The 25,759-nt window shown below is 71.0% G+C and carries 22 protein-coding genes, 1 tRNA gene and 1 riboswitch; of the genes, 7 read left to right on the top strand and 16 right to left on the bottom strand.

Features of this window, described 5'->3' with window-relative positions; all coding sequences use genetic code 11:
- The first annotated feature begins 51 nt into the window (after positions 1–51).
- The 3 genes from ACZ44S_RS25455 to ACZ44S_RS25445 all read left to right on the top strand — a co-directional run bounded on the left by ACZ44S_RS25455 (position 52) and on the right by ACZ44S_RS25445 (position 3,936).
- Complete coding sequence (locus ACZ44S_RS25455) at positions 52–1,080, top strand: SGNH/GDSL hydrolase family protein (RefSeq protein WP_466932803.1); 1,029 nt, start codon at positions 52–54, stop codon at positions 1,078–1,080.
- Between the two features lie 562 nt (positions 1,081–1,642).
- Complete coding sequence (locus ACZ44S_RS25450) at positions 1,643–2,863, top strand: acetyl-CoA C-acetyltransferase (protein ID WP_190165185.1); 1,221 nt, start codon at positions 1,643–1,645, stop codon at positions 2,861–2,863.
- A gap of 290 nt (positions 2,864–3,153) precedes the next feature.
- On the top strand, positions 3,154–3,936 hold the full coding sequence (locus ACZ44S_RS25445; RefSeq protein WP_466932801.1) for a hypothetical protein: 783 nt from the start codon (positions 3,154–3,156) through the stop codon (positions 3,934–3,936).
- A gap of 26 nt (positions 3,937–3,962) precedes the next feature.
- Here ACZ44S_RS25445 and ACZ44S_RS25440 read toward each other — a convergent pair whose 3' ends face one another.
- Positions 3,963–4,274, bottom strand: a complete 312-nt coding sequence (locus tag ACZ44S_RS25440; protein WP_190165187.1) for a hypothetical protein — start codon at positions 4,272–4,274, stop codon at positions 3,963–3,965.
- Between the two features lie 101 nt (positions 4,275–4,375).
- Here ACZ44S_RS25440 and ACZ44S_RS25435 point away from each other — a divergent pair, with 101 nt between their 5' ends.
- On the top strand, positions 4,376–4,606 hold the full coding sequence (locus tag ACZ44S_RS25435; RefSeq protein WP_037939887.1) for a DUF4287 domain-containing protein: 231 nt from the start codon (positions 4,376–4,378) through the stop codon (positions 4,604–4,606).
- Between the two features lie 78 nt (positions 4,607–4,684).
- On the opposite strand, the gene ACZ44S_RS25430 is transcribed toward ACZ44S_RS25435, so the two are convergent.
- The 6 genes from ACZ44S_RS25430 to ACZ44S_RS25405 form a co-directional block, all read right to left on the bottom strand.
- Positions 4,685–5,578, bottom strand: a complete 894-nt coding sequence (locus ACZ44S_RS25430) for a Bax inhibitor-1/YccA family protein (RefSeq protein ID WP_466932798.1) — start codon at positions 5,576–5,578, stop codon at positions 4,685–4,687.
- A gap of 208 nt (positions 5,579–5,786) precedes the next feature.
- Positions 5,787–6,962, bottom strand: coding sequence for a 4-hydroxybenzoate 3-monooxygenase (locus ACZ44S_RS25425; RefSeq protein ID WP_466932796.1), 1,176 nt, complete (start codon positions 6,960–6,962; stop codon positions 5,787–5,789).
- 685 nt (positions 6,963–7,647) lie between these two features.
- Positions 7,648–8,778: a phosphoenolpyruvate carboxykinase (ATP) gene (locus ACZ44S_RS25420; protein WP_466932794.1), complete on the bottom strand. Its 1,131-nt coding sequence runs from the start codon at positions 8,776–8,778 to the stop codon at positions 7,648–7,650.
- Positions 8,775–9,695, bottom strand: a complete 921-nt coding sequence (locus ACZ44S_RS25415; protein WP_466932792.1) for a lactate/malate family dehydrogenase — start codon at positions 9,693–9,695, stop codon at positions 8,775–8,777. The genes ACZ44S_RS25420 and ACZ44S_RS25415 overlap by 4 nt, the downstream gene beginning before the upstream one ends.
- Complete coding sequence (locus ACZ44S_RS25410; protein ID WP_466932790.1) at positions 9,692–10,915, bottom strand: phosphotransferase; 1,224 nt, start codon at positions 10,913–10,915, stop codon at positions 9,692–9,694. Before ACZ44S_RS25410 ends, ACZ44S_RS25415 begins: the two co-directional genes overlap by 4 nt.
- A gap of 46 nt (positions 10,916–10,961) precedes the next feature.
- Complete coding sequence (locus ACZ44S_RS25405) at positions 10,962–11,453, bottom strand: hypothetical protein (RefSeq protein ID WP_466932788.1); 492 nt, start codon at positions 11,451–11,453, stop codon at positions 10,962–10,964.
- A 253-nt stretch (positions 11,454–11,706) separates the two neighbouring features.
- Between ACZ44S_RS25405 and ACZ44S_RS25400 the strand changes: the two genes are divergently transcribed.
- On the top strand, positions 11,707–13,011 hold the full coding sequence (locus ACZ44S_RS25400) for a helix-turn-helix domain-containing protein (protein WP_466932786.1): 1,305 nt from the start codon (positions 11,707–11,709) through the stop codon (positions 13,009–13,011).
- Here ACZ44S_RS25400 and cutA read toward each other — a convergent pair.
- A complete protein-coding gene (gene cutA / locus ACZ44S_RS25395) occupies positions 13,008–13,334 on the bottom strand; it encodes a divalent-cation tolerance protein CutA (protein WP_466932784.1) in 327 nt (108 codons plus the stop codon). The genes ACZ44S_RS25400 and cutA overlap by 4 nt on opposite strands.
- A gap of 380 nt (positions 13,335–13,714) precedes the next feature.
- Positions 13,715–13,798 (bottom strand) — tRNA-Leu (locus tag ACZ44S_RS25390).
- A gap of 389 nt (positions 13,799–14,187) precedes the next feature.
- On the opposite strand from ACZ44S_RS25390, the gene ACZ44S_RS25385 reads away from it, so the two are divergent.
- Together ACZ44S_RS25385 and ACZ44S_RS25380 are read left to right on the top strand one after the other, a co-directional pair.
- Positions 14,188–14,958 (top strand): ABC transporter ATP-binding protein, encoded by a 771-nt coding sequence (locus tag ACZ44S_RS25385; protein ID WP_466932782.1) that lies wholly within the window; start codon positions 14,188–14,190, stop codon positions 14,956–14,958.
- Positions 14,959–14,995: 37 nt separating this feature from the next.
- Positions 14,996–17,530: an ABC transporter permease gene (locus ACZ44S_RS25380; protein ID WP_466932780.1), complete on the top strand. Its 2,535-nt coding sequence runs from the start codon at positions 14,996–14,998 to the stop codon at positions 17,528–17,530.
- Between the two features lie 75 nt (positions 17,531–17,605).
- Here the strand turns inward: ACZ44S_RS25380 and ACZ44S_RS25375 are convergent, their stop codons facing one another.
- The 7 genes from ACZ44S_RS25375 to ACZ44S_RS25345 all read right to left on the bottom strand — a co-directional run bounded on the left by ACZ44S_RS25375 (position 17,606) and on the right by ACZ44S_RS25345 (position 25,582).
- Complete coding sequence (locus ACZ44S_RS25375; RefSeq protein WP_466932778.1) at positions 17,606–18,919, bottom strand: class I SAM-dependent methyltransferase; 1,314 nt, start codon at positions 18,917–18,919, stop codon at positions 17,606–17,608.
- Between the two features lie 394 nt (positions 18,920–19,313).
- Entirely contained in the window at positions 19,314–20,705 is a 1,392-nt protein-coding gene (locus ACZ44S_RS25370; RefSeq protein WP_466932776.1) for an NAD(P)/FAD-dependent oxidoreductase, read from the bottom strand.
- 443 nt (positions 20,706–21,148) lie between these two features.
- Entirely contained in the window at positions 21,149–22,093 is a 945-nt protein-coding gene (locus tag ACZ44S_RS25365) for a Ppx/GppA phosphatase family protein (RefSeq protein WP_466932774.1), read from the bottom strand.
- Positions 22,090–22,635, bottom strand: coding sequence for a DUF501 domain-containing protein (locus ACZ44S_RS25360; protein ID WP_466932772.1), 546 nt, complete (start codon positions 22,633–22,635; stop codon positions 22,090–22,092). The genes ACZ44S_RS25365 and ACZ44S_RS25360 overlap by 4 nt, the downstream gene beginning before the upstream one ends.
- A gap of 31 nt (positions 22,636–22,666) precedes the next feature.
- Entirely contained in the window at positions 22,667–23,137 is a 471-nt protein-coding gene (locus tag ACZ44S_RS25355) for an FtsB family cell division protein (RefSeq protein ID WP_466932770.1), read from the bottom strand.
- Positions 23,138–23,326: 189 nt separating this feature from the next.
- Entirely contained in the window at positions 23,327–24,613 is a 1,287-nt protein-coding gene (gene eno, locus ACZ44S_RS25350) for a phosphopyruvate hydratase (protein WP_466932768.1), read from the bottom strand.
- A gap of 264 nt (positions 24,614–24,877) precedes the next feature.
- Positions 24,878–25,582 carry a transglycosylase family protein gene (locus tag ACZ44S_RS25345; protein ID WP_466932766.1) on the bottom strand — a complete coding sequence of 235 codons (705 nt, stop codon included), beginning with the start codon at positions 25,580–25,582 and terminating at the stop codon, positions 24,878–24,880.
- Between the two features lie 4 nt (positions 25,583–25,586).
- Positions 25,587–25,755: riboswitch (cyclic di-AMP (ydaO/yuaA leader) on the bottom strand.
- Positions 25,756–25,759 lie beyond the last annotated feature (4 nt).

Genomic DNA, 25,759 nt, shown 5'->3' with positions numbered 1-25,759 from the left:
TGTCCGTACGGGGCAAGCACTGGGTACGGCTTCGAGGAGGTGGCGGCGGGCATGACGGGCATGTCGAGGGCGCGGGTGGCCCGGCGGATCGCGGCCGGTGCGGCGTACGGCGGCGGTGGCATCGGCCTGGCCGGCGCGGCCGCCATGGGCCTGCTGCTGGCGGAGGCGCAGCTGGCGCGGCGCCGCGTGGGCAACGGCACGAGTCCTCGCGTCCCGAACGCCGACGGCCTGTACGGCGCCGCGTACACGGTGCCGGGCGAGCCGGCGCTGCGGCTGACGATGCTGGGCGACTCCACGGCGGCGGGGCAGGGCGTGCACCGGGCGGGGCAGACGCCGGGCGCGCTGCTGGCGTCGGGGGTCGCGGCGATCGCGGAGCGTCCGGTGGGGCTGAGCACGGTCGCGGTGCCCGGGGCGCGCTCCGACGATCTGGACCGGCAGGTCACGATGGCGCTGGCGGATCCGTCGCGGGTGCCGGACATCTGCGTGATCATGATCGGCGCCAACGACGTCACCCATCGCATGCCGCCCACCCAGTCCGTACGTCATCTGGCCTCGGCGGTGCGCCGGCTGCGGACGGCCGGTGCGGAGGTGGTGGTCGGTACGTGCCCCGATCTCGGCACCATCGAGCCGGTGCAGCAGCCGTTGCGCTGGCTGGCCCGGCGTGCGTCACGGCAGCTGGCGGCAGCACAGACGATCGGGGCCGTGGAGCAGGGCGGGCGGACGGTGTCGCTGGGGGATCTGCTGGGACCGGAGTTCGCGGCGAATCCGCGGGAGCTGTTCGGGCCCGACAGCTACCACCCCTCCGTGGAGGGATATGCCACGGCCGCGATGGCGGTGCTGCCGACGGTCTGCGCGGCGCTGGGGCTGTGGCCGGCGGAGGAGGAGCGGCCGGACGCCGCGCGGCGCGAGGGGTTCCTGCCGGTGGCCCGGGCGGCGGCGGAGGCGGCGTCGGAGGCGGGCACGGAGGTCACGGCGGCGATGCCGGCGGGGCCGCGGGGGCCGTGGGCGCTGCTGAAGCGGCGGCGGCGGCGCCGGGTCCCGGAGCCCGAACCCCAGCCCACAGCCCAGCCGTCCCCCTAGCGGCAGCCGCCACCCGCATGGCGCAGCCACACCCGCCGCCGCAGCCACCGCCCGCGTGGCGCAGCCACCGCCGGCCCACTGCAGCCGCCGCACACGCCGCAGCTGCGGGCAGTCGTGCCGCTGGGGCGGCACGGGTGGGCGGTGGGGGTACCTCCCGCTCGAGCGGAGCCGAGAGTGGGGGAGGCACCCGGCAAGCGCCGGCGAGCGACACCCACCCCCGGCCGAGCAGCACACCGGTGCTGATGTACCCGGGGGGAGGTGGCGCAGCCCGGCGCCGACGGGGTGCCGTCGCGCCCACCCGTGCCGCCCTGCGGCACGACTGCCCGCGGATCGCGGCGGCGGCACGCGGCTGGGCGGGGTTGTTGCGGCTGGGCGACGGCGTGGGGGCAAAGCAAGCGCTTAGACAGTTGCGGTCCATGTCACACCGTGGGAGTCGTGACCCCGCTCATACGGCCGGGTAACTTCCCAAGCAGCCCTGCCAACCCACCGGTATGCCCGCCCGTCTCCCGACCACCACCCCTCAACGAGGCGCTGCGCGCCACCTCTTACACCAGGAGCCCTGATGCCCGAAGCCGTGATCGTCTCAGCCGCCCGCTCCCCCATCGGCCGCGCCTTCAAGGGCTCCCTGAAGGACCTGCGCCCGGACGACCTGACCGCCACGATCATCCAGGCCGCCCTCGCCAAGGTCCCCGAGCTGGATCCGAGGGACATCGACGACCTGATGCTCGGCTGCGGCCTCCCCGGCGGCGAGCAGGGCAACAACCTCGGCCGCATCGTCGCCGTGCAGATGGGCATGGACCACCTCCCCGGCTGCACCATCACCCGCTACTGCTCGTCCTCGCTGCAGACCTCCCGCATGGCCCTGCACGCCATCAAGGCCGGCGAGGGCGACGTCTTCATCTCGGCCGGTGTCGAGACCGTCTCCCGCTTCGTCAAGGGCAACTCCGACAGCCTCCCGGACACCCACAACCCGCTGTTCGCCGAGGCCGAGGCCCGTACCGCCGCCGTCGCCGAGTCGGAGGGGTCGACCTGGCACGACCCTCGCGAGGACGGCCTGGTGCCCGACCCGTACATCGCGATGGGCCAGACCGCCGAGAACCTGGCCCGCCTCAAGGGCGTCACCCGTCAGGACATGGACGAGTTCGGCGTTCGCTCGCAGAACCTCGCCGAAGAGGCCATCAAGAACGGCTTCTGGGAGCGCGAGATCACCCCGGTGACGCTCCCCGACGGCACCGTGATCAGCAAGGACGACGGCCCCCGCCCCGGCGTCACCATGGAGGGCGTCGCGGGCTTGAAGCCGGTCTTCCGCCCGGACGGACTCGTCACCGCCGGCAACTGCTGCCCGCTCAACGACGGCGCCGCCGCGCTCGTCATCATGAGCGACACCAAGGCCCGCGAGCTGGGCCTCACCCCGCTCGCCCGGATCGTGTCCACCGGCGTCTCCGGCCTCTCCCCGGAGATCATGGGCCTCGGCCCGGTCGAGGCGAGCAAGCAGGCCCTGGGCCGCGCCGGTCTGACCATCGACGACATCGACCTGGTCGAGATCAACGAGGCGTTCGCCGCCCAGGTGATCCCCTCCTACCGCGACCTCGGCATCCCGCTGGAGAAGCTGAACGTCAACGGCGGCGCCATCGCCGTCGGCCACCCCTTCGGCATGACCGGCGCCCGCATCACCGGCACGCTGATCAACTCCCTCCAGTTCCACGACAAGCAGTTCGGTCTGGAGACGATGTGCGTCGGCGGCGGCCAGGGCATGGCGATGGTCATCGAGCGCCTCAGCTGAGCACCGCGGCGCGGCGCGCGGGCGCACGGTAACTCTCCCGGCACCGTCCGTCAGTCAACGGCCCGGATCCCGGCCATCACCGGGGTCCGGGCCGTTCCGTGATCCAATCTCCCCCAGGATGTGACCTATCCCTCTCGTCGGGGTGATTCCCGCAGGTCAGCGCCGCACCCCTCAGGGGGACGGCCTCAAAGAACTGTCCGTTTCGTGACGTTACGCACTGACAGAAGGTTAGTCCGCCCTTCAAGCTGATGTAGGAAGTCGGGGGTCGACTGTGAACCGGGAGTACGTCAGTGAGCGCCATGCCGATCGCCCTGCTGATCACCACGGCCGCCACGGGCGCCGTGGGCGTCGCCGTCCTGCGCAGCATCATGGTGCTGCGCAGACAGGTCGCGGCCCTGCACACCGAGCTGGCCGGGAACCAGGCCGCCGCCACGCGCGCGCGTGTTCCCTCCGCCCGCGCGGCCGGCCCCGACGAGATACGCGCCGCCGTGGCGGAGGCACTCGCCGAGGAGCGGGAGCGTGAGCTCGCCGAGGCCCGGGCCTTCTGGGCCGCCCAGGAGGCGCGCGACGCCTCGGACGCGCCGTCCCTGCTCGGCCTGGCCGACAGCGAACTGTTCCTGCCCCGGCAGGCCGATTTCGCGGGTCTGGAGCCGGTGATCGAGCCCGGGGCGGACGCCCCCGAGGAGCACGCCGGGGACTCCCCCGAGCTGGCCGCGGCCCGCCGCCGTCACCCCTCGCACCCGGACTTCGTGCCCAATCCGTCACCGGTGGTGAACGACCATGAGCGCACCGTGTCCATCCTGGAGGAGCTGGCCGCCGAGCGCACCGAGCTGACCGACGTCCGCCCGGGTCCGCTGGGAACCCTGGACGTCTATGTGTTCGCCGACGGGACGACGCTGTGCATGACGCCGGGCCACCGCGAGACCGCGGAGCGGCTGGCCGGGGCGCTGCGCGCGGGCGAGACCCCGTTCCTGCTGGGCGGCTCCGGCATCTCGGGGGCGTACACGCTGACCTTCTCGTGCGGCGAGGAGAGCGTCTACATCCTGGCGGACCGCGTCATCGCGTCCCTGTAGTCCCCGCAGCCCTGTAGCCGCCGGGGTCACACCCCGGCGCGTTCGCGTGCCTCCTCCACGAGCCGGACGGCCTCCTCGACCTCGTCGTCGTTCTTCAGTACGAGGGCCAGGTCGTGACCGGCCACGGTGATCTGGTCGGCGGCGGCGAACATGCCGGCGTCGGGCATCTCGCGGGGTGCGGTGTCGGGCTCCTCGACGAGCTGGGTGCGCCGCGCCAACTCCCTGGCCAGGGCGAGCGCTTCGGCGGCCCCGCCCCGTTGCAGCCGGCTCTGCGGCGCGGCCCGCAGGCGGTCGGCGAAATGATCCACGGCACGGGTGAAGGGTGTCGTATCAACCACGCGGTGAGCGTACGCGGCGCGGCAGGACTGTTGCCAACGGGCGAACGCTCAGGCACGGTGACCTGAAGGACCGGCTTACATCCCAGCGTCCGGAGGCGCCGATGTCCCAAGTCTTCTCCGCAGAGACCCATCGCAACATGCTCGCCCGCATCCCCCACTGCACCGGTCGTGAGATCTCCGACTGGCTGCGCACCGTCGAAGAAGGCCCGTCGCTCTTCCGCTTCGAGGAGAAGGTCAGCTGGCTCCGGCACGAGTACGACCTGGCGTACGGCCACGCCAAGGCGATCGTCCACGAGTACGACTTGAGGAGGGCCGCGCGCAAACTGCTCTAGCGCGCACAGACGAAGGGCCCCGGTGGATACCGGGGCCCTTGCCTTGGCGTCGGCGGCGTACAGGACGCCGTCCCGTCGTCAGTCGCTGCTGTTGAAGATCGCGATGAGCCGCAGGAACTCCATGTAGATCCACACCAGCGTCAGCGTGAGGCCGAAGGCGGCGAACCAGGCCTCCTCGCGCGGCGCGCCGTAGGCGATGCCGTCCTCGACCTGCTTGAAGTCCAGGGCGAGGAAGCAGGCACCGAGGATGATGCCGACGATGCCGAAGACGATGCCGAGCGGGCCGCTGCGGAAGCCGAGGCCGTCACCGCCGCCGAACACCGCGAACAGCAGGTTCACGGCCATCAGCAGGATGAAGCCGAGCGCGGCCGCCATCACGAAGCCGTAGAAGCGGCGGTTGACGCGGATCCAGCCCGCCTTGTACGCCACCAGCACACCGGCGAAGACCGCCATGGTGCCGAGCACGGCCTGCATGGCCGCACCGTCGGCGATGCGGTTGTCGACGATGCTGGAGATGACGCCGAGGAAGACACCCTCGAACGCCGCGTACGTCAGGATCAGCGCGGGCGTGGGCTTGCGCTTGAAGGACTGCACCAGCGCCAGCACCATGCCGATCAGCGCGGCGCCGATACCGATGCCGTAGGACCGGCTGATGTTGGCGTCGTCGACCGGCAGCAGCGCCCAGGAGAGCGCGGCCGTCACGATGAGCAGGCCGAGCGTACTGGCCGTGCGCACGATGACGTCGTCGAGCGTCATCCGGCCGGTGGTGGCCGGGGCCTGCGGCGGTGCGCCGTACTGCAGGTCCTGCTGCGCGTAGGGGTTCTGGGCGTACGGGTTGCCCGTCGGCTGCGCGTACGGGTTGGCCTGCGTGGCGACAGCGGGACCCCCGGCCTGCGGCGCGGTGTTGAAGCCCGCGTAGCCGTTGTCGCGGCTGAACCCCCGTCGCGAGAAGACCGGGTTTCTGCTCCTCATTTCACTCCTCCATGGCCACACGGCGCGGCCTTGGCTCAAGAGTAATAGGTAGGCAAAGGATTGACCCTAATGCTTGGGGAGGATCTTTCCCTCGTCATGCTGCGCAACACGCTACGCGGGTTGGTGATTCCCCTCACCACGGGGGACCGAACCATGACCGACCCGGTACCCGCCCGGAACCGGCCGGAGATCATCCGCTTGTGCGGGCTCACGCCAGGGGGAATCCCGTGTAGGCCTCCGCGAGGTCGGTCTCGGCGGCGCGGGAGGAGGTGATGCGCTCCAGGCTGGCCAGCTGGAGGCGGTCCTCGAAGGCGGTGGCGTCCGGGGCGCGGTGCAGCAGGGTGGTCATGTCGTAGGAGAAGCGCTCGGCCTGCCAGACCCGGCGCAGGCAGGTCGCGGAGTAGGCGTCGAGCAGCTCGGCCGAACCGGTCTCCTTCTCGTGGGCCAGCGCCCGCGCGAGCACCACCACGTCCCCGACGGCGAGATTCAGCCCTTTGGCCCCGGTGGGCGGCACGATGTGGGCGGCGTCCCCGGCGAGGAAGAGCCGGCCGTACCGCATGGGCTCGTGGACGTAGGAGCGCATGGGGGTGACCGACTTCTGGGTGACGGGCCCGCGCCGCAGTGTCCAGCCGTCGGCGGTCTCGAACCGCAGCTCCAGCTCCCGCCAGATCTCCTCGTCGCTCCACTCCTCCGCCTTGGTCCCCTCGGGGACCTGGAGATAGAGCCGGGAGACGGCCGGGGTGCGCATGGACAGCAGGGCGAAGCCGCGCTCGTGGCGGGCGTAGACCAGTTCGTCGTGGGAGGGCGGCACATCGGCGAGGATGCCGAGCCAGCCGAAGGGGTACGTCCGTTCGAAAACCCTTCCGGCCCCGGCGGGGAGCGCGGGACGCGACACGCCCCAGAAGCCGTCGCACCCGGCCACGTAGTCGCACTCCAGCACGTCCTCGCGGCCCTGGTGCCGGAACCGGATGCGAGGGGACGGGGTGTCCACGTCCTCCACCGCCACCGCCTCGGCCTCGAAGAGCAGCGGCCCGCCCTCGGCCAGCTGGAGCGCGATGAGGTCCTTGCAGACCTCGGTCTGCGCGTACACCATGACGGACCGGCCGCCGGTGAGCCCGGGGAAGTCCACGCGGTGCCGCCGCCGGTCGAACCTGAGCTCGATCCCGTCGTGCCGCAGTCCCTCCCGGTCCATGCGCGCCCCGGCCCCGGCGGCCCGCAGCACGTCCACGGTCCCCTGCTCCAGCACCCCGGCCCGCTGCCGCTGCTCGACATAGGCCCGGTCGCGTGCCTCCAGGACGACCGACTCGATCCCGGCGCGGTGCAGCAGTCGCGCGAGCAGCAGCCCGGCGGGCCCGGCCCCGATGATCCCCACACAGGTCCGCATCGCCCGCCCTCCTTCACCACCCGACCGCCCGCGAGTTTCCAGCCGCATACACCCGGTGTCAACGGCCACGCGGGCACGCCGAAGGGCGGCGATCAGGAAGAGGGGAAAGCGTGATGGTGCCCGGAGCCGGACTTGAACCTGCCCCACCCCCCTCCTGACCTGCGGCGATGCTGTGACCTCACCAAACACTTCCGGATCCTCACGCATCCGCCCGCATCTTCACGCATCCACACGCACCCGGTGCGCCAGTGGCGCACCGGCTGGCGCACGCCAGGAGGCGCATGCACCAGGCAGACCCAACGAAGGAAGCCGGAGGCATAGCCGAAGCGCCACCTACGGGCAGAAGAGACTCGGTGGGCCCGGCAGTAGGAATGTCGGGCCCACCAGCGCGAGCCCGGCGCCTAAGCGGCGGAGCAAGGGAGCCGAACCCGCGTAGCGGCTTCGGGTGCCTGCTTTGCGGAGCAAGGGCCGAAGCCGCCGTCTCGCCAGCTCCCGACCCGCACGCCGGTGAGAGGCAAGCACAAGAGCCGATCATGACCGGTTCTTGACCATTCTTACCCCAGGCTACGAATGTCCCACCTACACCAGTTCAATCTACGACGATCGTCGAGTCGCCCGTCCGGGGTTGTACATCAAACGTAGGTGACCTACGTCCTCACCTGGCGGGCTGGGAGCCCGTCAGGGGTCACACGCCGACGAGCTTGGCCAGGAAGTCGCCGTTCGCAGCCACGTCGTGGGCCAGGATCACGGAGTGGTGCGGCAGTGTCCCCAGCCGCCAGGCGATCTCCTGCCGCACGCTGTGGGCCCCGCCGCCGTCCACTCCGAGGAGGCCGAACACATCGGGGTACCGGTCCTCGGTCTCACCGCTCATGAAGTCGCCGTCGCCGAGCGTCCGGACAGAGTCCTCCTCGGCCGGATCGGCGTCGGCATCAATGCGAGGGAAGACGAGCGCGGCAGCGCTCCCGCCCGTGGACAACGGCACGCCGAACCAGCGCTCGAACTGGTCAGGGAAGATCTGCGCCTTCAGCTCCTTGCCCTTGTCCCACAGCGGCACCGAGACATCGGCGCGGAGGGCTGCCGTCACCCGCTCGTCCTGGGTGGGGTGGAGCTGCTCGCCACCAGCCATCCGCTCCCGCGCGATGTCGAACCAGTCGAGCGAGTCCAGCAGCCCGAGCCCGACCGCGGCGGCCGCCGGCCACGGGATCACGTCGACGCCGCTGGTCCGGTCGGGCCGGACGAAGACGCGGTCGTTGGCGAGGAGGCTGACCTGGTGGCGTGCCGCCAGGGCGAGAGCCGTGGTCGTCTTGCCTGCGCCCTTCTGCCCGAACGTGAGGATCGCCCGGCCGTCCTGGTCGACGACGGCGGACGCGTGCAGCACCGCCCAGCCGTCCCGCAGCAGGATCCCGCGCACGACCTCACGGGCCAGGCGGGCGGTCGCCGTGGCGACGGCGTCGCTGTCGCAGCCGATGATCTGCAACTGGCCGGCCCCCGGCTCCGACCGGTAGGCGAGCCGCTGGCCCGGGCTGACGGCGCGGATCACACCGGAGGACACCTCGTGTGACAGCAGGAGCAGCGCCCTCGCGTACTGGGTGCTCGTGTGCGGCTCCTGCGTCACTCCCAGCGCCACGGCGTCGTATTCCTCGCGGTCCACAGTGGCGATGACCACCGATCCGGTGCAGACGCTCTCCGGCGCCACCTCGGTGGCGTTCCACCACTGCCCGAAGTAGCGGGCCGTCCAGTCGGTGACCGTCTTGTCGGCGGACAGCACGGTAGCGGTCGCGCCAGCGACGTCCAGTCGTACAGCGTGAGTGGTCACAAGAGGTTCCTCTCTACGGGGGCGGGCTGGGCGGGGATATCGCGCACGACCGCGTAGCCGTCGCGGAGTTTGACGTGGGCCGCCTCCAACTGCCGGGCCTCCGCGTCATCGAGCGGAGGCATGCACGGTAGAGGGCGGCCCTGGATGAACTGCAAACGGATTCCGAGGAAGCCACCGCCGTGGGGCGCCGACAGCTCGGTGAATCCGTCCTCCAGGCCGAGGGCCAGGCGGAGGGCTTGCAGCACGGCACCTGCGGGTCCGTGCTTCGTGCGGCCGATACCGAGGCTGATCCGGCCGGGCCGCCGGGCGAGTTCGTCACGTACCTGCTGAAGAGGGACAGGCAGCGGATGCCCGTTGACGGTGGTCGACGAGGCGCACACCACCGCAGCGTCGCCGTGCTCGCCGATGACGTGGCCGCGCACGGCGCACAGCGGCACATCCAGCAGCCGCGCGAGTGTCAGCCGGTAGCGGGCGGTGTCCAGGCTGGAGCCGACGCCGAAGACCCGCGCGCATCCCGAGTTTTCGGCGAACAGCCGCGTCATCAGGTCGACCGGGTTCGTCACCATCAGCACGGTGCCGTCGTAGCCGGCGAGCTGCTCGGCAAGCCGCCGCACTACGGGCGTGTTCGCGTAGGCGCCGCCCATCCGGACGTCGGTGGCGCGGGCGTTGAAGAACGCCACCCGGACCGTGACGACGATCGCAGCGCACTGCCGCAGATCGGGCACCTCCGCGACGGCCGCCCGCACCGGCGAGCCCGTGGCAGCCCGCAAGTCGGCCAGGTCGTCCGCGAGGGCCGCGGCCTGCTTCGGTGTCCGCCCGGCGATGAGGAGCTGTCCGCCCACGCCGGCCGTCACCAGAGTGCTGCCGACGGCCTGGCCGACGGCCCCGGCGCCGACGATGCCGATGGACGCCGTCATGACGCCACCGCCAGGGCCTCGTCGAGGGCGCGGTCCCACACGTCGAGCTGCGACGGCTGCTCGGTCAGCTCGGTGCTGATCCGGTCCACCAAGCGGCACAGCGGCACGGCCCGGTCGACGAGCGCCGCGCCCAGGTGCGGCAGCGGCAGTCCGGCCGGGGCCGACAGGTACGTGGTGAGGATGTTCAGCGTGTCCATGGCCCACAGCGTCAGCAGATGCCGTAGCCACGTCCGCTGGTCGACGGCGCTCAGGTGCGCGATCCGCGACACGGCGAACACTGTGAACCCGTCGAGGATCTGCCGGGACGTCTCGCCGCCGGGCCGGTCCGCGGCGAGCGTCAGCACGGTCCGGCTGAGCATCTTGGCCACATCGACCATCGGCGCCGACCGCATCAGGCCGGGGTCGAGGAACACCGGCCGCGCTCCTGGCCCATCCGGGAAGAGGACGTGCTCTGGTTTCAGGTCGCCGTACGCCAGCGTCGTGCCGTCGGCGGCGGGCAGCAGCAGGCGCAGCCGCCACAGCCGGTCAACGCAGGCCCGCACCAGGCCGGTGACCTCCTGGCGGGTGGGCTCGGCGCAGCGCTCCGCGCCGACCCGCTCGATGTAGTACACCCCCGACAGGCCGTTGAACTTCCGCAGGAACGTGCCGGCGATGCTGCGCTCGCCGATCACGCCGGCCGGGTCGAGGGCCTTCGCGGCGCCCGCCTGGTGCAGGGGGCGCAGCTCGTCGAACGCGGCGGCCAGGAGGTCGGCCGTGTCGCCGGGCCTGGCGAGCAGCAGCTCGCCCAGGTTCGGCCCGGTGACCGGCTCGGTGAAGATGACGCCCTGGGCGAGGCCCGCGACGGCGCACACCCGGGGCCGGTCAAGGCCCGCGAGGATCTGCAGCTGTGCCGCTTCCCGCTGGAGCAGGCCGTCGGGCTGCGTCACGTACGCGCGCTGCTCCTCGATGACGGCCGGCCAGTGGCCGCACGCCCCGCGCAGGAGCGACACGAGGGAGACGCCGAGCAGCGACGTCTTCGCGTATAGGGTGCGATCGCCGACGCGGGCGCGGTGCACGTAGCCGGTGACGCTCGGCACGTGCTGTTCGAGGCTGACGGGCAGGCCGGGCCATAACTGGGCTGCCGCCCGGTGGATCTGCGCGGCCGCGTGCACGAAGACGTCGGCGACGCGCGGCAGGGTGTTCCTGTTCTGTGCCGGAACTGCTGGGAGGCTGGTGGTCACGGCGTCTCCTTGAGCTGCCTGGTGTCCGGGCGCGACCGAGCGGCGGTCAGCGGCACTGGCCCGAGATCATGCGGGCACGGCCTTTGCGGACCATCGCCTCCACGGCCTCCACGGGGCAGAGCACGCCCGCAGACTCGGGCGGCACGCACCAGTACGCGCGGCCGGCGACGGTAACGTGCCGCAGGCTGGGCACGCCCAGGTAGTGGTTCTGGCCGATGGCCGCCAATCCCGGCATGTCACCGAACGGGAAGCGTTCCAGGCTGCGGCTGTCCACCAGCGCGTAGTAGCAGCAGACGTGCAGGTCCATGAACGCCGGGCCTCCGAGAGCGGCGGCGAGGTAGGCGTCCACCTCCGGCAGCTCCTCGGTCTCCGCCGCGTTCCACACCAGGCGGGCCGGCAGTCGGATCGCGGAGATGAGCCCGCCGCACCGCAGGAGGGTGACGCCCTCGCTGTCCCACTGGCGGCGGGCCAGCTCGCGGTCTTCCACGGTCAACAGCAGCCACTGCTCGGCAGCCAGCACGCGCTCATTGCCGGTCACCACCGGGCCGCCTCTCGCCCACTTGTTCAACCCTCCACTGTGCGGGGGGAGTTGGGTACTTTCAAACATGGCGACTCCTTGCTCGTCGTCCATGCCCCGGACAGGCCGACGGCGGACACCACGGCCACCAGGGCTCTCACGCGTACAGGGTGGATTTCCGCGGTTTCCAGCACTTCCCCGCGCCGGGTATACCCATCATGGGTACAGCCCGTGACGGCTCATCACGCACACTCAGGCGAGCAGGAAGTGCCGCATGACCTACCAGCCACCCACAGCCCTGCCCCAAGACCTCCTCGACGACGAGGAGATGCAGCGTGCCCTGGCCGGGCACGACTTCGGGCCGGTGTTCCGCCTCGCGCGCAGCCGCGCCGGAATCAGCTACTCCCGGCTGGCCGATGCCTGTGACCTCAAACCGATCCGGGTCGGGCAGCTCGCGCGGGGCGAGGGCCGCGTGACTACGTTCGACAAGATCGTGCAGATCGCGGACGCCCTACGCGTCCCTGGGCACATGGTGGGGCTCGCGCCCCGCCCGTGGGAGACCGGCGCTTCTCCTGCGCACACATACGCCCAAGAGAACGGAACAGCCGTGCGCCGCCGAACTGTCCTCCAAGCCGCGTCCACCGTCGGCCTGGCCGCCGCCCTGCCCGCCCTGCAACGGCCCCCGGCACCCACGCGCATGACCACCGAGTACGTCACCCAGCTCCGCGCCCGCACGGCACGGCTTCGCCGCCTGGACGACCTCCTCGGCGGCGGCGACACCTACCGCGTCTACCTCAGCGAGTTCCAGGCCACCAAGTCCCTGCTGCGCACGGTCAGCACCACCGACGAAACCCGCCGCCTCGCCCTGTCCCTCCTCGCCGAGCAGGCCCAGCAAGCCGGATGGGCGGCCTTCGACGGCGGCCACCCGACAGAAGCCGGCACCCTGTACGAGGAGAGTATGGCCGCCGCCCGCGAAGCCGGCGACAGCAGCCTCCTCGGCAACGCGTACGCCTTCCTCGCCTACCAGACCAACGACCGCGCCCAGGCCGCCGAGATCGCCGCGCGCAGCTGCGCCACCATCAACGGCGGCACCCCGGCCGGCGTGCGCGCCCTGCTGCACGAGCGGATGGCGTGGGCATGCGCCATCGCCGGCCGGCCCGCCGAGACCGAACACGCCCTGGAGGCCGCCCGGACAGCGCTCGCGGAGCAGCAGGACGGCGAGGAGCAACCCGACTGGGCCGCGTGGGTCGACGAGACAGAGCTGGACATCATGACCGGGCGCTGCTGGACGGAGCTGCGCCGGCCACTGCGCGCCGTCCCCGTCCTCACCCGCGCCCTGGACCGCTACGACGACTCCCACGCCCGCGACAAGTCCCTCTACCTGTCGTGGCTCGCGGATGCCTGCCTCACCGCCGGAGAGGTCGAGGCCGCCGCCACCGTCACCAACCGCGCACTGGACCTGTCCATCGGCGTGGCGTCCGTACGGCCACGGCAGCGGCTCGCTCCGGTGCTGGCCCAGCTCGGGCAGCACCGGAACGTCCCCGCGGTGCGCGGCGTCCTCGAGCGGGCCGGCGTCTAGGACAACTCGGGCGTCACGTTGTCCTCGATCCACCGGAGGCAGCGGGGCGCCCCCGTGATCGGCGTGGCGATCAGCTCCGGGTTGTCCCACGGGTGCGCTTCCAGCAGGTGCTTCTCCAGATCCGGGTACCGGTCCGTCGTGGTCGTCAGCAGCAGCCGCCACTCCTCGCCCTCGCCGAACTCCCCGAGGTGCCAGAAGACGGAGGTGACGGGCCCGATGATCTGCGCGCCCGCGGCGAGCCGCGCCTTGACCGCTCCTTGCGCCAGGCCCACGGCTTGCTCGCGGTTGGGCGTGGCGGTCGAGACCTGCACATGCTCATTCATGGGCCGGAGACTAGCGATCTCGCGGTGCGGTGGGCAGTACGCCCGCATCGGCGACGCCGCCGCGGTTGTCAGTCCCATCCCCTACGGTTGCCCTGTGCCCCAATCCCCCGCCAGGGACGAGCTGAAGGAAGCCTTCCGCCGGCTCATGGGAACTCCTGCGGGTGCCGAGCGCACCGCCGAGTGGGCCCGCCTCCTCACCCTGTGGCCGAGGTCACCCGAGACGACGTCGAACCCGCCGCATAACACACGGGAGCAGCCGGACTGGGTGCCAGATGAGATCCGTCGCGTAGCCGCCCGTGCACTAACGGTGCACCGAACGGAAACAAGAGAGACGGCCCTGTAGGACCGTTGTCGCTGGTCACACTCAGTGACTGTGGAAGTGCCCGGAGCCGGACTTGAACCGGCACGCCCTCTGAGGGGCAGCGAGGTTTAAGCTCGCCGTGTCTGCATTCCACCATCCGGGCAGGCCGTGGGCTCCGCTTCGCGGCTCCGAGCCTATCGGTGACCTTCGCGCCGGCAGCGGCGGGATGGCCCGATCTTGTCTTATTTTATTGGCGCCTGAGGGAGCATCAGACCCGGGAACTCGCCGTCAGCACGTGCCACCAGCCTTACGGCTGATGCCCCGCCACGCATGCGGAATGACGGAATTTCACCGTCCGAACAAGGGCGCTCCACCTGTTCTCGGCATGACCGCTCAGGGTGTCCCGTCATCCCCAGGTATGACGGCGCGCCCGGGGGTCCGACCCCAGTCGCCCCCCGGAACCGGAGCAGCGGGTGACTACACGGAGGCAAAGCGACGGAACGATGGACGCCGTACCCGAGAGCACGTCGTCCCGACAGGAGCGTCCATCCCGTGACCACCGCACCAATCGCCGACCGGACCACCGCCGTGGCCGCGCGCGCCACGGAGCTGTCGAAGATCTACGGCCAGGGCGAGACCCAGGTGGTCGCCCTGGACCGGGTCTCCGTCGGTTTCCAGCAGGCCGAGTTCACCGCGATCATGGGGCCGTCCGGCTCCGGCAAGTCCACGCTGATGCACTGCGTGGCCGGGCTCGACACCTTCTCCTCGGGTTCCGTGCGCATCGGCGAGACCGAGCTGGGCTCGCTGAAGGACAAGCAACTGACCAAGCTGCGCCGGGACAAGATCGGCTTCATCTTCCAGGCGTTCAACCTGCTGCCGACGCTGTCCGCCCTGGAGAACATCACCCTCCCCATGGACATCGCCGGTCGCAAGCCGGACAAGCAGTGGATGGACACCGTGATCAGGATGGTCGGGCTGTCCGACCGGCTGAGCCACCGGCCGACCCAGCTCTCCGGCGGCCAGCAGCAGCGCGTCGCCGTGGCGCGGGCGCTGGCCTCGCGTCCCGACATCATCTTCGGCGACGAGCCCACCGGAAACCTCGACTCCCGCTCCGGCGCCGAAGTCCTGGGCTTCCTCCGCAACTCGGTGCGCGAGCTGGGTCAGACGGTGGTCATGGTGACCCACGACCCGGTGGCCGCCGCCTACGCGGACCGCGTGATCTTCCTCGCCGACGGCCGGATCGTGGACGAGGTGTACGGGCCGACGGCCGACTCGGTGCTCGACCGGATGAAGCAGTTCGACGCCAAGGGCCGCACGAGCTGATCCACCACCAGGACCGACAGGACTGAGAACCGCCACCATGTTCCGTACCGCCTTGCGCAACGTATTCGCGCACAAGGCCCGGTTGCTGATGACCGTGCTCGCCGTGATGCTCGGCGTCGCGTTCGTCTCGGGCACCCTGGTCTTCGCCGACACCCTCTCCAACGCCTTCCGCAACCAGTCGGCGAAGAGCTACGACGACGTCGCCGTCTCCGTCACCTCGTACGCCGACCCGGACAACCCCGACGAGGAGCCCGGCCTGGCCGGCAAGGACCTCGACAGGATGTCCGCCGTGGACGGCGTCGCCGGGGTGTACGGCCGCGTCGAGGGCTTCGCCGGGGTCGCCGACCCCGACGGGAAGCTGATCGGCGTCGGTTGGTCCAACAGGGGGTCCAACTTCGCCCCGGGCAAGGACGGCAATGACCCCGCGTACTCCTTCACCGACGGCTCCGGCCCGGTGCGGGACGACCAGATCGCCCTGGACAAGGACTCCGCGGCCAAGGGCGAGTACCAGGTCGGCGACCGGGTGCGCGTCGCGACCAACGGCCCGGTGAAGGAGTACACCCTCAGCGGGGTGTTCACCACCGAGGACGGCGCCGTGAACGCCGGCGGCAGCCTCGTCCTCTTCGACACCGCCGTCGCCCAGCAGCAGTACCTCAAGCCGGGCTACTTCGAGAGCGCCACCGTCACCGCCGCCCCCGGCGCGAACGACACGCGGATCCTGGACGCGGTCAAGCCGCTGCTGCCGGCCACCGCCGAGGCGCAGACCGGCCAGGCGCTCGCCGACGAACAGGCCGAGCAGATCGAGCAGGGCCTGGGCAACCTCAAGCAGGTCCTGCTCGGCTTCGCGGGCATCGCGCTCTTCGTCGGGATCTTCCTGATCTCCAACACGTTCACGATGCTGGTCGCCCAGCGCACCAAGGAGATCGCCCTGATGCGCGCCGTCGGCGCGTCCCGCAGGCAGATCACCCGCTCGGTGCTGGCCGAGGCCGCGCTGGTGGGTCTGGTCGCCTCGGCCGTCGGCTTCGTCCTCGGCATCGGCCTGGCGGTCGGACTGCGCTCCGGCATGGCCGCCTTCGACATGAAGATGCCTGACGGTCCGCTGGTCCTGTCCGCCACGCCGGTGGTCACGGCGTTCGCGGTGGGCGTGCTCATCACGACGTTCGCCGCCTGGCTGCCCGGTCGCCGGGCCGCGAAGATCCCGCCGGTGGCGGCCATGAACAGTGTCCACGCGGTGGCCACCACCAAGTCCCTGGTGCTGCGCAACTCCATCGGAGCCGCCGTCACCGCCCTCGGCGCGGTGGGAATCGTGGCGGGTGCCTCGACCGGCGGCGACGACGGCCGGATGTACATCGGGGCGGGCGCGTTCCTCGCGCTGATCGGCGTGATCATCCTGATCCCGCTGCTGTCCCGGCCCGTGATAGCGCTCGTCCGGCCGCTGCTCGTCGGCCCCTTCGGGGTGGCGGGCAAGCTCGCCGGCCAGAACGCCGTCCGCAACCCGCGCCGCACCGGAGCCACCGCCTCTGCGCTGGCCATCGGGCTGACGCTGGTGACCGGCCTGTCGGTGCTCGGCGTCACGGTCGGCACGGCCATCGACAAATTGACCACCGACAACATCAGGGCCGACTACATGGTGTCGATGGCCAACGGCGGTGACCTCGACCGGTCGGCGCTGTCGGCGCTGGAGAAGGCGAAGGGCGTGTCCGCGGTCTCGCCGCAGCAGGACGCCTACTTCAAGGTCGACGGCGACGACTTCGTGTCCGCCTCGGCCGTCACCCCGGGCGACATCGAGAAGGTCCTGACCGTCGACGTCGTCAGCGGCAGCGCCGCCTCGCTCGCCGAGGGGCACATCGCGGTCGCCGAGAAGACGGCGAAGAACAGGGGCTGGAAGACCGGCGACAGGCTCCCCGTCACGTTCGGCGACGACAAGTCGGCCACCCTGACGGTCGGCGCCGTCTACAAGGACAGCGAGTTCCTCTCCCCCGTCCTCATCGACCGGAAGGTCGTGGACCGGCACGAGACGAAGCCGTCCATCATGCAGATCTTCGTGAAGATCGACGGCGGCCAGACCGCGGCGAACGAGAAGGTCCTCATCGACGCGCTGGGCGACAACCCGGCGATCACCGTGATGGACAAGCAGGACATCCGCAACGAGTTCGGCGGCGCCATCAACACCCTGCTGAACGTGATGTACGGCCTGCTGGCGATGGCCCTGATCATTGCGGTGCTGGGCGTCGTCAACACCCTCGCGATGTCGGTGTTCGAACGGCAGCAGGAGATCGGCATGCTGCGCGCCATCGGTCTGGACCGGCGCCGGGTGAAGCGGATGGTCCGGCTGGAGGCCGTGGTCATCTCGGTGTTCGGCGCGGTGGTCGGCATCGGGCTCGGGGCGTTCCTCGGCTGGGCCATCGGCGAGACCTTCGCGGACGAGATCCCCGGCTACACACTGGTCCTGCCCTGGGACCGGATCGGGATCTTCCTGGTGCTGGCCGGTCTGGTGGGTGTGCTCGCCGCGATGTGGCCGGCCCGCAACGCCGCCCGGCTGAACATGCTGAACGCGATCAAGGCCGAGTGACCCGGCCGCGCGACGGCACGTCGAAGGGCCGGCTCCCCCGTTGCGGGGGAGCCGGCCCTTCGGCGTCGGTACGGGTCAATCGCGGCCGGGCGCACCCCAGGAGCGGGCCCGCAACGGCATGCCGGAGGCGCCGGACTCGGGGGTTCTGCCGGCGAGGACCTGGTTGACGCCGATGCGGTTGCGCTCGAAGGCGAGGGCGGAGGCCGCCATGTACAGCTGCCAGACGCGGACCCGTCCGGGACTGGTGAGGGCCTCCGCGCGGGCCCGGCCGGCCTCCAGGTTCGCCACCCAGCGGCGCAGGGTGAGCGCGTAGTGCTCGCGGATCGACTCCACGTCGCGCACCTCGAAGCCGGCTCGCTCCAGCAGGGACACCGTGGTGCCGAGCGGGGCGAGTTCGCCGTCGGGGAAGACGTAGGCGTCGATGAAGTCGTCCACCCGGTACGCCGTCTCGTCGTGCTGCGGGCGGCGGGCGATCTGGTGGTTCAGCAGCCGTCCGCCGGGCCGGAGAAGGCGGTGCAGGGCGGTGGCGTACTCCAGGTAGCGCTGCGATCCGACGTGCTCGGCCATGCCGATGGACGAAATCGCGTCGTACGGCCCGTCCGCGACGTCCCGGTAGTCCTGTACGCGGATCTCGACGCGGTCGGTCAGGCCCTCGTCGGCGATGCGCTTACGGGCGTACGCGGCCTGCTCCTGGGACAGGGTGATGCCGACGACGTTCGCGCCGTGCTCGCGGGCGGCGTGGATGGCCATGGAGCCCCAGCCGCAGCCGACGTCCAGCAGGCGCCGGCCGGGCTCCAGGGCGAGTTTGCGGCAGACCAGGTCGAGCTTGTCGTACTGGGCCTGTTCGAGGGTGCCCTGCGGGGGCGGGGCGGGCCAGTAGGCGCAGGAGTACACCATCGACGGGCCGAGGACGATCTCGTAGAAGTCGTTGCCGACGTCGTAGTGGTGGCTGATGGCGCGTCTGTCGCTGTGCTTGGTGTGCAGCCCCCGGCGGGGGCGGCGGGCCTCCTCCGGGGGCGGGGCGGGCGGCAGCGGGTGGCCCGCGAGGGCGAGCAGTCCGCGGACGGCGGAGCGGAAGGAGGGGTCGCGCAGGGCCTGGGTGAGGGGGCGGGCGTCCTCGTCGCGCTCCCAGACGAGTCCGGCGAGCCGGTCCAGGGCGGTGTAGAGGTCGCCCTCGACGGTGAGGTCGCCGGCCACCCAGGCGCGGGCGAGGCCGAGTTCACCCGGCTTCCAGAGCAGGTGGCGCAGGGCGCGGCGGTTGCGTACGACCAGGGTCGGGGCGTCGGGGGGACCGGCCTGGGAACCGTCCCAGGCGCGGATGCGGACGGGGAGGGACGTGCCGATCAGTTGCTCGAGGATGCCCTTCAGCCGTGGGGCGGCGTCTGCCATGGTGTACACCTCCGTGACGGGAATCCCGGAATGTCCTCACCACGTAAACACCTGGGGCGGGGGTTGGCAGTCCCCGGCGCGCGTCACATCTGGGCAAAACACGGAAACGCACTCGCTTGGGCTGCGGTGTGCTGCGCGGGCGGGGCGGGTTGTGGCACGGGCCCGGTGTGTGAGGCTGGGCACCTCTGCACTCCGCACCCAGGGGGCTCCGCCCCCTGGATCCCCGGCCTTTGCCCCCCCCCACCACCCGACTCGGGAGCCGACAAGGCGCCCCACCGGGGCGGGGGTTCGGGAGGGCTGTTCCAGGGCGTCGAGGCGGGCCGCGGCGTCGGGGACGAGGAAGGGGCCGCCCGCACCACGGATGGCGGGCGGCCCCTTCAGGGGTGACCGGGGGTCAGGAGGCCTTGGCCTCGGTCTTCTTCGGCTCCTGCTGCACCGCCGCCGGCGCCGGCGCGGGCTTCGCGGCCTCGTAGAACTCCTCGCGCGGGGACTCGATCGCGCCCAGGGACACGACCTCGCGCTTGAGGAACATGCCGAGCGTCCAGTCGGCGAAGACGCGGATCTTGCGGTTCCAGGTCGGCATGGCCATGCCGTGGTAGCCACGGTGCATGTACCAGGCGAGCCGGCCCTTGAGCTTGATCTTCATCTTGCCCATGACGATCATCGCCACGCCCTTGTGGAGGCCGAGGCCCGCCACCGCGCCCTTGTTGGCGTGGCTGTACTCCTTCTGCGGGAAGCCCCGCATGCCGGAGATCACGTTGTCGCCGAGGACCTTGGCCTGACGCAGCGCGTGCTGGGCGTTCGGCGGGCACCAGGCGTTCTCGTTGCCGGCCTTGCGGCCCACGAGGTCCGGAACCTGGGCGTTGTCGCCCGCGGCCCAGATGTAGTCCGTGCCCTTGACCTGGAGGGTCGGCTCGGTGTCGACGTGACCGCGCGGACCGAGCGGCAGGCCGAAGCGGGCCAGCGCCGGGTTCGGCTTGACGCCCGCCGTCCACACGATGGTGTTGGAGTCGACCTCGAGGCCGTTCTTCAGCACCACGTGGCCGTCGACGCAGGAGTCCATCGACGTGGACAGGTAGACCTCGACGCCGCGGCTCTCGAGGTGCTCCTTGCCGTACTTGCCGAGCTTGGGGCCGACCTCGGGGAGGATCTTGTCGGCGGCGTCGACGAGGACGAAGCGCATGTCCTCGCGGGACACGTTGGTGTAGTACTTGGCCGCGTCCCGGGCCATGTCCTCGACCTCACCGATGGTCTCCGCACCGGCGAAGCCGCCGCCCACGAAGACGAAGGTGAGCGCCTTGCGCCGGATCTCCTCGTCCGTGGTGGAGTCGGCCTTGTCGAGCTGCTCGAGGACGTGGTTGCGCAGGCCGATGGCCTCCTCGATGCCCTTCATGCCGATGCCCTGCTCGGCGAGGCCGGGGATCGGGAAGGTGCGGGAGACCGCGCCCATCGCGATGACCAGGTAGTCGAAGGGCAGCTCGTACGCCTCGCCGACCAGCGGGGCGATCGTGGCGACCTTGCGGTCCTGGTCGATGGTGGTGACCCGGCCGGTGAGGACCTCCGCCTTGGGGAGCACGCGTCGCAGCGGGACGACGACATGCCGCGGGGAGATGCTGCCGGCGGCGGCTTCGGGGAGGAAGGGCTGGTAGGTCATGTACGACCGCGGGTCGACGACGGTGACGGTCGCCTCGCCGTAACGCATCTTCTTCTGGATGCGCCGAGCTGCGTACAGGCCTACGTACCCACCGCCTACTACGAGGATCCTGGGACGCTCCGTGGTGCTCATGCCATCGAGTATCCACCCGTCTCAGGGGGGTACCTCGTGCGCCCCTTCACAAGCTCCGACAGGGCCTGTGCTACCATCCCGCGCTTCTTGATCCAGATCACAGTTCCGATCGGGAACCGGAGCATCACACGGGGCGTTGTCAATGGCGCGTGAGCTGCCTCTCTGTCGGTTCGCGGCGGGTGTGAGGCCGGTCGGCCGGTCCGCGCCGCGCTCGCCCGCGAGACGCTCCGCATCACCTTCTGAACGTGTTCAAAGGGGTGTTGAGGGCCCGGACGGGTCAACCGGACCCACTTCTTCGTTCCGCCGGGGCCAATTCCTTGTGAAGAACTTCACGAACTTTCCGGGCCGACCCCTCCCCGGGGGGCCCGCGAGGGCCCCCGAGCGTCGCTCAAACGCTATCCCGACTGCTCAGCGGAGTGCTACTGGTCAGTAGCAAAGGAGACCTAGGCCACGGACCAGGCGATGCCGTCGAGGATGTCGTGCTCCGACACCACGACCTCCTCGGCACCGATCCGCTCCATGATCGCGAGCAGTACGAGGGCCCCGGCACCGATCACGTCGACCCGGCCGGGATGCATGGAGGGCACCTCGGCGCGCTCGGCGTGGGTGGAGCGCAGCAGCCACTCGGTGATCTCGCGGACCCGGTCCCGGGAGACGCGGGAGTGGTGGATGGCCGCCGAGTCGTACTCGGGCAGGTCCTGGGCGATCGCCGACACGGTCGTGACCGAGCCCGCCAGGCCGACCAGCGTGTGCGCCTCGCGCAGCGGGACCGTCTCCTCGGCCCGGTCGAGGGCGGCCTCGATGTCCGCGCGCATCGCCGCGAGCTGCTCCTGGGTGGGCGGGTCGGTCACGGCCCCGTCGTGCACCAGGTGCCGCTCGGTCATCCGGACGCAGCCCACGTCCACGGAGCGGGCGGCGCGTACGTGGTCGTCGCCGACGACGAACTCGGTCGAGCCGCCGCCGATGTCCACCACCAGGAACGGACGGTGCAGGTCGGCCCGGCCGGTCAGCTCCTTGGTGGCGCCGGTGAAGGAGAACTCGGCCTCCTGGTCGCCGGTGATGACCTCGGGTTCCACGCCCAGGATGTCCAGCACCCCGCGCACGAACTCGTCGCGGTTCTCGGCGTCGCGGGAGGCGGAGGTGGCGACGAAGCGCAGGCGCGCCGAGGCGCCGTGCTTCTCCACAATCTCCGCGTACTCGCGGCAGGCGGCGAAGGTGCGCTCCAGCGCCTCGGGCGCCAGCCGGCCCGTGCGGTCGACGCCCTGGCCGAGCCGCACGATCGTCATCCGCCGGTCCAGCTCGGTGAGTTCACCGGTCACCGGGTCGGCGTCGGCCACCAGCAGACGGATGGAGTTCGTACCGCAGTCGATGGCGGCGACCCGGGTCACTGGGCGTCCTCCTTCTCCGTACCGGCCTCGGGGAGTGTCACGCAGGGGCCCTTGCTCCACCACTGCGGCAGCATCGCCAGCGCCTCGTCGCCCAGCGGGTTGACGCCGGGGCCGGCGGCCAGCGAGTGGGCGACCAGGACGTGCAGGCACTTCACCCGGTCCGGCATGCCGCCCGCGCTCGGGAAGTTCCTCAGCTCCTCGATCTCGTCGCGGCGCCGGATGTAGTCCTCGTGCGCCGCCCGGTACGCGGCCGCCAGCTCCGGGTCGGTGCCCAGCCGCTCCGTCATCTCCTTCATCACGCCGTTCGCCTCCAGCGTGCCGATCGCGGAGTTCGCCTTCGGACACGTCAGGTAGTACAGCGTCGGGAACGGGGTGCCGTCGGGCAGCCTCGGCGCGGTCTCCACGACGTCCGGCTGACCGCAGGGACAGCGGTGCGCGATGGCGCGCAGCCCGCGCGGGGGCCGGCCGAGCTGCTGCTTGAAGGCCTCGACGTCCGCGTCGGTGGGCTCGGTGCGCGGGGTCGTGGGCGGAGGGGTTTCCATACGTGTCTCTTCTACGGCTTTCTGCAAAGGGTCACTGGACTGCGGCGTCGGACTTGTCGACGCCGTCCCAGACGTTCGAGTACCAGGGGCGGTCGGCCGCCTCGAGGTCGGTGCGCGACTTCTCGGCCGCGTCCGGGTCGACGACGATGTAGCCGGTCTCGCCGGGCATGACGTAGTGCAGGCGCCGGCGGATCTCCTGCTCGGCGTAGGCGTCGTCCTGCCAGCGCGCCTTCATGTCGCGCAGCCGCTCGACCCGCTGACGGGTCTCGTCCTGCTCCTGCTGGAGGTCGGCGATGTCGGCCCGCTGGGAGACGTACTGCCGCATGGGGTAGGCGAGGGCCACGACCAGCGAGCAGACCACCAGGGCGAGCAGCGCCGCCCTTCCGGTCAGCCGGGAGCGGCGGGCCTGCCGCCTGGTCTGCGAGCGGTAGACCCGGGCGGCGGTCTGCTCGCCGATCAGCCGGATCCTGGTCGCGGTGGAGAAACGGTCCCGCCCGGTCACGGAGTCGCGCTCCGCATCCACGCGCCGGCGCCCTGACGTACCGGCCGGGGGTCCGGGGGTTGCCCCCCGGGACAGCACAGCACCGCCATGATCCCGCCTCCCGTTCACCGTCCTACGCGCGTACGTCCCCGCACACGGTACGGGACCGCGTACGGGGACGTACGTACGACGCTGCCTGCGAACGGGCGCTCAGCCCTCGGAGCGGAACCGCGGGAAGGCGCTGCGGCCGGCGTACACCGCGGCGTCGTCGAGGATCTCCTCGATGCGCAGCAGCTGGTTGTACTTGGCGACGCGCTCGGAGCGGGCCGGGGCGCCGGTCTTGATCTGGCCGCAGTTGGTGGCGACGGCCAGGTCGGCGATGGTGACGTCCTCGGTCTCGCCGGAGCGGTGGGACATCATGCACTTGAAGCCGTTGCGCTGGGCCAGCTCGACGGCGTCCAGGGTCTCGGTCAGCGAGCCGATCTGGTTGACCTTGACCAGCAGGGCGTTGGCGGCGCCCTCCTCGATGCCGCGGGCGAGGCGCTCGGGGTTGGTGACGAACAGGTCGTCGCCGACGAGCTGGACCTTGTCACCGAGCTTGGCGGTGATGGTCTTCCAGCCCTCCCAGTCGTCCTCGAACAGCGGGTCCTCGATGGAGACGAGCGGGTACGCCTCGACGAGCTCGGCGTAGTACTCGGTCATCTCGGCGGCCGAGCGCTCCTTGCCCTCGAAGGTGTAGGAGCCGTCCTTGTAGAACTCGGACGCGGCGACGTCCAGCGCGAGGGCGATCTGCTCGCCGGGGGTGTAGCCGGCCTCCTTGACGGCCTCGAGGATCAGGTCGAGGGCCTCACGGTTGGAGCCGAGGTTGGGGGCGAAGCCGCCCTCGTCGCCGAGGCCGGTGGCCAGGCCCTTGCTCTTCAGGACCTTCTTCAGCGTGTGGTAGACCTCGGTGCCCCAGCGCAGGGCCTCGGAGAAGGACTCCGCGCCGATCGGGGCGATCATGAACTCCTGGATGTCCACGTTGGAGTCGGCGTGCGAGCCGCCGTTCAGGATGTTCATCATCGGCACCGGCAGCAGGTGCGCGTTCGGACCGCCCAGGTAGCGGAAGAGCGGGAGGTCGGAGGCCTCGGAGGCGGCGTGGGCGACGGCGAGCGAGACGCCGAGGATGGCGTTGGCGCCGAGGGAGCCCTTGTTGTCGGTGGCGTCCAGGTCGAACATCGCCTGGTCGATCAGACGCTGTTCGGTGGCGTCGTAGCCGACGAGCTCCGGGCCGATCTGCTCGATGACGGCCAGGACGGCCTTCTCGACGCCCTTGCCCAGGTAACGGTTGGCATCGCCGTCACGGAGTTCGATGGCCTCGAAGGCGCCGGTGGAGGCGCCGGACGGGACGGCGGCACGACCCGTGCTGCCGTCGTCGAGGCCGACCTCGACCTCGACCGTGGGGTTGCCTCGGGAGTCCAGGATTTCCCGGGCTACGACGACGTCGATGGACGGCACGAGCATCTCCTTCTTGGATGTGACGCGGGTGAGCAAGGCCACGGGGGTCTTGCGAGACCGAGCCTAACCGGCTCCGGGCGATCGGCCATCCGGCCGCCCACCCCATGGACAGAACCGAGCGTAAATTGTTTCCGTACGGAACAAAGACGGTTCCGGAAACCGTGACCGGAAAGTGCCCGTGCATGACCCCGCCCCGGTGCGTACGGGGGAAGACGCACCGGGGCGGGGAGCCCGTGGGGACGGGGAGGGACCTGCTGCTTTCCCTTACTTCAGGTGCAGCTGCTGGCCCGGGTAGATCAGGTCGGCGTCCTGGACGATGTCGTCGTTCAGCTTGAACAGCTTCGCCCAGCCGCCCTCGACGTCGTGCTCCTCGGCGATGGAGCTGAGGGTGTCACCCTTGACGACCTTGTACTCGCCGTCGCCCTTCTCGACCTTCTTGCCGGTGGGGGTGGTGACGGTCTTCTTCTCGGCCTTCGGCTCGGCCTGCTTCTCGGCGGCCGGGCGCTCGGCGGAGCGGGAGGCCTTCTGCTCGGTCTCGCGGGGCTGGGTGCTCTGCGCGGAGCCGGCCGAGTCGCCGGCGGAGGAGCCGGTGTAGGCGGCGTTGGACAGACCCTTGCCGCAGACCGGCCAGGCACCCTTGCCCTGGCCCGCCAGGACCTTCTCGGCGATCTCGATCTGCTGGGCCTTGGTGGCCTGGTCGGCGCTGGCGGCGTACTTCGTGCCGCCGTAGCCGGCCCAGGTGGAGGCGGAGAACTGCAGACCGCCGTAGTAACCGTTGCCGGTGTTGATGGACCAGTTGCCGCCGGACTCGCACTGGGCGACGGCGTCCCACTCGGACGCGGTGGCGGCGGAGGCGCTGCCGGCCGCCATCAGCGGGGCGGCGACGGCGGCGGAGGCGACACCGGCGACGGCGATGGCGCGGGTGGCCTTGGACGGACGACGGTGCTTGCCCTTGCCGGAAAACAGCATGGATGGATCCCCTCACCGACGCCTGCGAGGTGAGCTGTCGGGTTCGGGCCGGTTGAGTTGCCCGGCCGCGTCCCTCCCGGGAGGCGGCTTCACCCCAAGCCCGAACCGGTGTCAATCACCGGAAAGGGCACTTACCTTGGGTCCCCCGCTCCTGCCTACGGCGCATGACGCGACGAC

The sequence above is a fragment of the Streptomyces malachitofuscus genome, assembly GCF_055571035.1.
Note: the sequence above shows the minus strand (reverse complement) of the source record. Positions and strands in the feature narration are given on the sequence as shown.